6 protein-coding genes and 1 tRNA gene are annotated in these 6,529 nt (G+C 61.8%); 3 read left to right on the top strand and 4 right to left on the bottom strand.

Translation table 11 applies throughout. The annotated features are described in order from the left end of the window. The first annotated feature begins 702 nt into the window (after positions 1-702). Positions 703-1,551, top strand: a complete 849-nt coding sequence (locus P7D22_RS21940; RefSeq protein WP_319936388.1) for a hypothetical protein — start codon at positions 703-705, stop codon at positions 1,549-1,551. Positions 1,552-1,668: 117 nt separating this feature from the next. Here the strand turns inward: P7D22_RS21940 and P7D22_RS21935 are convergent, their stop codons facing one another. Then, positions 1,669-2,448, bottom strand: a complete 780-nt coding sequence (locus tag P7D22_RS21935; protein ID WP_319936387.1) for a hypothetical protein — start codon at positions 2,446-2,448, stop codon at positions 1,669-1,671. Positions 2,449-2,688: 240 nt separating this feature from the next. Here P7D22_RS21935 and P7D22_RS21930 point away from each other — a divergent pair, with 240 nt between their 5' ends. Then, positions 2,689-3,471, top strand: coding sequence for a hypothetical protein (locus tag P7D22_RS21930; RefSeq protein ID WP_319936386.1), 783 nt, complete (start codon positions 2,689-2,691; stop codon positions 3,469-3,471). A gap of 62 nt (positions 3,472-3,533) precedes the next feature. Beyond that, positions 3,534-3,710: a helix-turn-helix domain-containing protein gene (locus P7D22_RS21925; RefSeq protein WP_319936385.1), complete on the top strand. Its 177-nt coding sequence runs from the start codon at positions 3,534-3,536 to the stop codon at positions 3,708-3,710. A 209-nt stretch (positions 3,711-3,919) separates the two neighbouring features. Here the strand turns inward: P7D22_RS21925 and P7D22_RS21920 are convergent. The 3 genes from P7D22_RS21920 to P7D22_RS21910 form a co-directional block, all read right to left on the bottom strand. Beyond that, positions 3,920-3,995: transfer RNA gene (locus P7D22_RS21920), tRNA-Lys, on the bottom strand. A 157-nt stretch (positions 3,996-4,152) separates the two neighbouring features. Continuing rightward, on the bottom strand, positions 4,153-5,595 hold the full coding sequence (gene lpdA, locus P7D22_RS21915) for a dihydrolipoyl dehydrogenase (RefSeq protein WP_319936384.1): 1,443 nt from the start codon (positions 5,593-5,595) through the stop codon (positions 4,153-4,155). 124 nt (positions 5,596-5,719) lie between these two features. Then, a partial coding sequence (locus P7D22_RS21910; RefSeq protein WP_319936383.1) for a 2-oxo acid dehydrogenase subunit E2 occupies positions 5,720-6,529 on the bottom strand: 810 nt, incomplete at its 5' end.

The raw sequence follows: 6,529 nt of genomic DNA, 5'->3' as shown, positions 1-6,529 counted from the left end.
AGGGGTCGGGATTGGACGCGAAATGGGGGTCGTCGTTGGAAGCGATTTGACAGCCCGGCGGCCTGGCGGGACGTGGCGCGGTGGCTGGCACCAGGGTCGCTGCGCCCCGCCACGTCTCGGTCGATCGCGCGACTACCGGTCGTTTCTCACTGCGAGACCTGGGCCTGCAGAGGACGCCGGTGCCGCGCCCAGGGGTGCTTCCGCGACACTGGGGCAGCATTGGCATGTCGCCGTGCGGCCAGACAGCGCGGGTCGACGCGGCCGGCCAGCTCCGACAGATGGCGGGGCAAGAGGACGACATCGTCGTGATCACAGCGGCCACGCTGGAGCTGCTTCAAGCCGTAGTCAACGACCGCCCCAGGATGCGGGCGATTTGCTAACTTGGAAGTCTGATCGATTTGTTTCGCTGCGGCCGGATTTCTAAGCGATGATGTACCCCGGTCGGCGCTTGTATATACGACTTATACGATCATACACCTGCCCTGTTGGTTTGGCTTGATGCAGCCCTTGGGGCAAGCAGCCATGCACCTACCTGCTACTTGATGCTCAAAGGGCAGAGACACGGAATTTGGCTACCTTCATGATATCGGTCGCTCATCGAGACATGCCCTGCCTGAGCTCGAAAGCCTGAAGTCACGGGGTAAAGTGTCGAGGGTGTAAGCTAGCCTGTGACACGTAGCAGGCCTCACGCGAGGTATAGAGGTGCCGAAGCCCAACTTTCTTCGAGTAGTGCTGAAACGTGAGCGCGAGCAGGGCGCCCACCTTGAACGCGCCCTGCTTGGTCATTATCAGCGAGAATTCCGTGCGCCCGAGGCGGAGCTTCGTCGTCTCGGCCGGCGCGATGCCCGCCGTCTCGGATGCTTCAACCTGTATGCCCGTCGCTGGTGGCTCCGAGCCCTTCTGCGCCACCTGCCTCGCGGCGTGCTCGCCCAGGGCCGCTTATCTGCGTCCCAGCCGGTATTCCTCCTTACCTTGCTGGATCGCAATCAGGTTTGGAGGCCTGAGCGCGACGACGGCCACAGCATCACCGCCGGCCCCAGCCTTGCCGACATTCGGCAGGCCTACGCACGGCACCTTCAAGGTCTGGACGCGGTCGGGATGATCGAAACCGCACTCTACGTTTCGGCTCAGCGGGTTCTCGGCAGCAATCGGGTCATGCACTTCCACTTGCACGCTCTGGTTTGGAACGTCGACGAGGAGGCACTGCAGGCGCGCTGCGCCGCCGTCAACGACGAGATTCGGCCCGTGTTCGGCTATGCGACCGCTGCCGACGCCCGCCTTATTGAACAGGGAGACTTGATGCAGGTGGCCTGGTACCTCGCGAAGGCGCCGCGCAAGCAGTATCAGGTCCACCGGAAGGACAACGACAGGGTCAAGCAGTTCAAGCGCGCCATCAACGGGGTCAACGCCGTCCGCCTCTACGCGGAGCTGGGGCGTTATACCCTCGACCAGCTGACGCTCGCCAGCGGCGGGGGGCGTGACGTGCTCCGGGGGATGCTCACCGATCTGCAACGGTGGCGAAACACCAGCCTGCGACCGCGGTCCGACTGAAAATCGACAATGTTCCTTGTATTATCTAAAAAAATAAACCCCCGTCGTTTGGCGACGGGGATCTTAAAATGTTCAACAGCAATGAATGTGCTTTCATATCACATCCAGGAGGCGGGATCACTTGAGCGTTGTATGCTCGCTTAGCAAAACGGGGTACCACTTGCGGCCTTTTCGAAGGCGCACCCGCTTGATGCGTACCTTTAACAACGCCTCTTGAGCCGACAACACGTTTTGGAGCTCTGAAGTCGTACATGCCACTTCAAGAATGACCGGCTCCTCGCTTTCCACACTGCCGATCATCGGCACAGGCCGGCCAGACTCGTTCTCGTCCTCGTCCTGACTGTTTTCGTCCACAACATCATCCAGCGAGAGTTCACCCTCGTCGTCCGCCTGGACCGGCAGCTGGCGCTTGGCGCTCAGCCTGGTTTTTGGTTGGGCCTCAGGTTCAGCCTTCACGCCGATAGCATCCGACTTAGCCTGAACCAGGACTGCCCGAACGCCACCAGAGCGAGCGAGGCGATCAGCGATGCCTTCGACCGACTCCCCCTCTTTGAGAAGTTGATCGATAGCCCGGCCGAAGCGGTTGGCCTGTTCTCGCTGATTGTCAGTCTTAGCGCCCATAGCGAGCTGCATCGCTGCTTTGCACACCTCCTTTGGTCGGACGTGCATGTCATCAAAGAAGGAGTGTCGCAGCAGCTTCGCGGCCTCCTTGGGGTTGCTTTTCATAAAGAGTACAACCGCTGTGCCTGCCTGGATTAGGTCGTAGATGGCTTTCCGCGAGTCGGCCTTGAACTTCGCCCGTGTCTCCTCAAGCAGAGCGATAGGATCGGAGATGTCGACCAACTCCTGTTTTTCGAAGTACTCTCCCTGCCTCGTCTTAAGATTCTTGTTCGCCATGGTGCTCAGCTCCATATGAGGCCCGAAAGTTACGAGCCTCGCGCCGTGGTCGGATTGTCTCCCACCGAACAGCAGCATCGTGGGTCGTGGAGGCTTGACCAGTGTACGGAATCGCTCGCCTGAGTTACGCGTAAGCGCTTACGACGCTGCAGCCGCTCGATCGGCGCGAGGAAAGATGCGATGGCAGGTCAAAATAGGCGCGCTCAGCCTTGGGAAGTCCTTGTCGATCTAGGAAGGCCAGTGTCTTCCGAGGAGGCAGGCCTTCGCTATTTTCAAATAAAATATTGGCTTACAGGCGCTTATCCTATGCGGCTCGCCTTCAGGAGAGCACAAATCATTTACGTGCTCCACCAGCTCGAGCAGGGAATGAAACAGTTCTCAAGGCTGAGTATGACCGCTCGTTTGCGGAAGCTTTTAGCAGATCCGCGTTATCGTGATCGTGTGAACGACTGCTTTGCCCGAGGAAGCATCAGCGGCCTCCTGCAAATCGACCCACTGGAACGTGAGATCAAGTGGAGGTCCGAGCATCAGCGGCACGTCAAATTTGAAATCGAATTCGCTAAATGCCGTCTGGCTTTTATCGATCAAAAAGAAGACGAACGCCTATCTTCTGCGAAGCTGTATATGGAAATGGCACGTTCCGAAGGAGTTGTTGGACTGTCTATTGGCGGTCGGTATACTGGATATCGAAGTCGGGCTGCCTACTTGCTTGCGGCTGACGCGTTGATCCCCGATCTTCTTTCTTTTCAAGAAGACGAACTGTACCGACCAGGCGATCATGTACCAAACGCTACCGAGTTCAGTGCCTACTGCATGCTGGTCAGGACGATTGCTAATATGCTTAAATGCCCCGGCGATGAGCAGTTGCAGAGGTGGACCGGCCTGGACATGGCCGCGCTTTTAGAGCTACCCACGATCCCGCCCAAAGTAGTCAATCAGTGGATTGGAAAACATCATAACCCGGCCGAGGAAACGAAAGTCGGAAAGGAGGGGCGGCAGAGACCCGTAACGCGGCGAGGTTGATTCGTAAGCTTTTAAGGACATTTTGAGTCCCGCAGACAATGGCTCCCTCAAAGGAGTCCACTGTGATCCCCTCGCCAACTCATACCTCTAATCAGGACGATATCGACAAGGCATTCCTGACCGATGTCGAACTGGCCGAGCGCTGGCGCATGAGCCCGAAGACGTTGCGAAACCTTCGCGTGCAGGGCGGTCATGTGCCCTTCATTCGCATCGGAAGGTTGGTCCGCTATCCTCGCTAGGCTATCCTGGAATTTGAGCGCAAGGGCCTTGTCGACACCGCGCACAAGTCGTGAGGCTTGTCGCAGGCACCGAACACCGCAACTGCAGCGAAAACTCCGCTCGCCAGATCCCGTATCGTCCCAGTACTCTGGTCACTTACTGGTCACTGGGGATCCATGCCAGCGACTTTGCTCACAATTAAAGGTAAGCTAAGTCACTGATTTTGCGATGGTGGGCGCACTAGGGCTCGAACCTAGGACCCGCTGATTAAGAGTCAGCTGCTCTACCAACTGAGCTATGCGCCCATCGCAGACACCGCCGCAGCGCTGTCGTTGGCGCCATGTAGCAAGGGCGGGCGCCGGTTGTCTACCCCATTCGGCAGGGATCGCGGGAAAACTTGCGGACCCGCTGTATCACGGAGCGTGAGACCCGCCGGCGCCCCCTGCCGAGGGGCGCCATGGCTCACATGTGGATAACGCGGCCGTAAGCGTCGAGCACGCTTTCATGCATGGTTTCGCTGAGGGTCGGGTGCGGGAACACGGCGTGGATCAGCTCTTCTTCGGTGGTCTCGCAATTCATCGCCACCACGAAGCCCTGGATCAGCTCCGTCACCTCGGCGCCGATCATGTGGGCGCCGAGCAGTTGCCCGGTCCTGGCGTCGAAGATCGTCTTCACCAGGCCCTCCGGCTCTCCGAGCGCGATGGCCTTGCCGTTGCCGGCGAAGTTGAAGCGGCCGACCCGGATCTCGCGGCCGGTGTCCTTGGCCTTGGCTTCCGTCAGGCCCACGGAGGCGATCTGCGGGTTGCAATAGGTGCAGCCCGGAATCATGGCGCGATCGAGCGCATGGGTGTGCAGGCCGTGGATGGTTTCGACGCAGATGACGCCCTCGTGCTCGGCCTTGTGGGCCAGCATCGGCGGGCCGGCGATGTCGCCGATGCAATAAATGCCGGCAACGCCCGTGCCGCCCTTGCCGTCGGTCGCCACGAAGCCGCGCTCGAGCTTGACCCCGAGCGCCTCGAGGCCGAGGCCTTCCGTGTTGGGCACCACGCCGACGGCCGAGATCATCCGATCGGCGGTGATCGTGCTGGTGCCGCCCTTGCCGTCGTCGATGGTGGCCGTGATCGAGTCGGCGCCCTTCTCGACCCCCGTCACCTTGGCGCCGGTGAGGATGGTGATACCCATCTTTTCGAAGCGCTTGCGGGCGTGGGCCGCGATCTCGGCATCCTCCACCGGCAGGATCTGCGGCAGCACCTCGACGATGGTGACTTCAGCACCCATCGTCCGGTAAAAATACGCGAACTCGACCCCGATGGCGCCCGAGCCCATGACCAGCAGCGACTTCGGCATCGCGGCCGGCACCATGGCCTCGTAATAGGTCCAGATCAGCTTGCCGTCCGGCTCGAGGCCTGGCAGCGCGCGCGGCCGGGCCCCGGTGGCCACGATGATGTTCTTCGCCCGGTAGCTGCCGGCGCCGAGCGCCCCCTTGGGGGCCGGCACGGGCGGACGGCCGAGGGCGGATTTCGCGGCGGGCTTCACCGCGACCTCGCCCGCCTTGGTGATCGTGGCCTCGCCCCAGATCACGTCGACCTTGTTCTTCTTCAGCAGAAATCCGACCCCGGACGACAGCTGGCTCGACACGCCGCGCGAGCGCCCCACCACCTTGCCGATGTCGAACGACGGCGTGACGGGTTGCAACCCGTAGGCCTCGGCATGCACCATGCCGTGGTAGATGTCGGCGGTGCGCAACAGCGCCTTTGTCGGGATGCAGCCCCAGTTCAGGCAGATGCCGCCAAGGTGCTCGCGGTCCACCACCGCGGCCTTGAGGCCGAGCTGGGCCGCCCGGATCGCCGTGACGTAGCCGCCCGGGCCGGCGCCGATGACCAGGATGTCGTAGGTGTCAGCCATGCGGGATTCCTCCTGCTGTAACGATCGTAGGACCGTCATTGCGAGCGAAGCGAAGCCATCCAGAACCGCGGCGTCGAGCTGGATTGCCGCGTCGCTTCGCTCCTCGCAATGACGGCGGGAATTCTTAAACCAACATGCCCATCGGGCTCTCGATCAGGGCCTTGAAGGCGGCGATGAGTTCGGCCCCGAGCGCACCATCCACGGCGCGGTGGTCGGTCGACAGCGACACGGTCATCACGGTGGCGACCGCGGGGGCGCCATCCTTGACCACCACGCGCTTTTCGCCGGCCCCCACCGCCAGGATCGACGCATGCGGCGGGTTGACGATGGCCTGGAAGCTTTTCACGCCGAACATGCCGAGGTTCGACACCGCCGAAGTGCCGCCCTGGTATTCCTCGGGCTTCAGCTTCTTGGCACGAGCGCGGGCCGCGTAATCCTTCATCTCGGCCGAGATCGCCGACAGCGTCTTGGTTTCGGCCGCCCGCACGATGGGCGTGATGAGGCCGCCGGGGATCGACACCGCGACGCCGATATCGGCGTGGGCATGCTTCAGCATGCTGTTCTCGGTCCAGGACACATTCGCCTCAGGCACCCGCGTCAGCGCCAACGCCAACGCCTTGATGACGAAATCATTGACCGAGATCTTGAAGGCGGGCTTGCCGTCCTTGTCCTTCGGGGCGGAGCCGTTGATCTGCTCGCGCAGGGCCATGAGCGCATCGAGCTCGCAATCGGCCGACACGTAGAAATGCGGGATCGACTGCTTCGCCTCGGTGAGGCGGCGCGCGATGGTCTTGCGCATGCCGTCGTGCGGCACCTCGGTGAAGGACCCGGCCGGGAACATCTTTCGGATGGCGTCGTCGGACGCCGGCGCGGCGGGCTTCGCGGCGGGGGCCGGCGCGGGCGACGCAGCCACGGGAGCGGCGGCGGCCGCGGG

Source organism: Lichenihabitans sp. Uapishka_5 (assembly GCF_033947565.1).
In the GTDB taxonomy this organism is placed as follows: Bacteria; Pseudomonadota; Alphaproteobacteria; order Rhizobiales; family Beijerinckiaceae; genus Lichenihabitans.
Note: the sequence above shows the minus strand (reverse complement) of the source record. Positions and strands in the feature narration are given on the sequence as shown.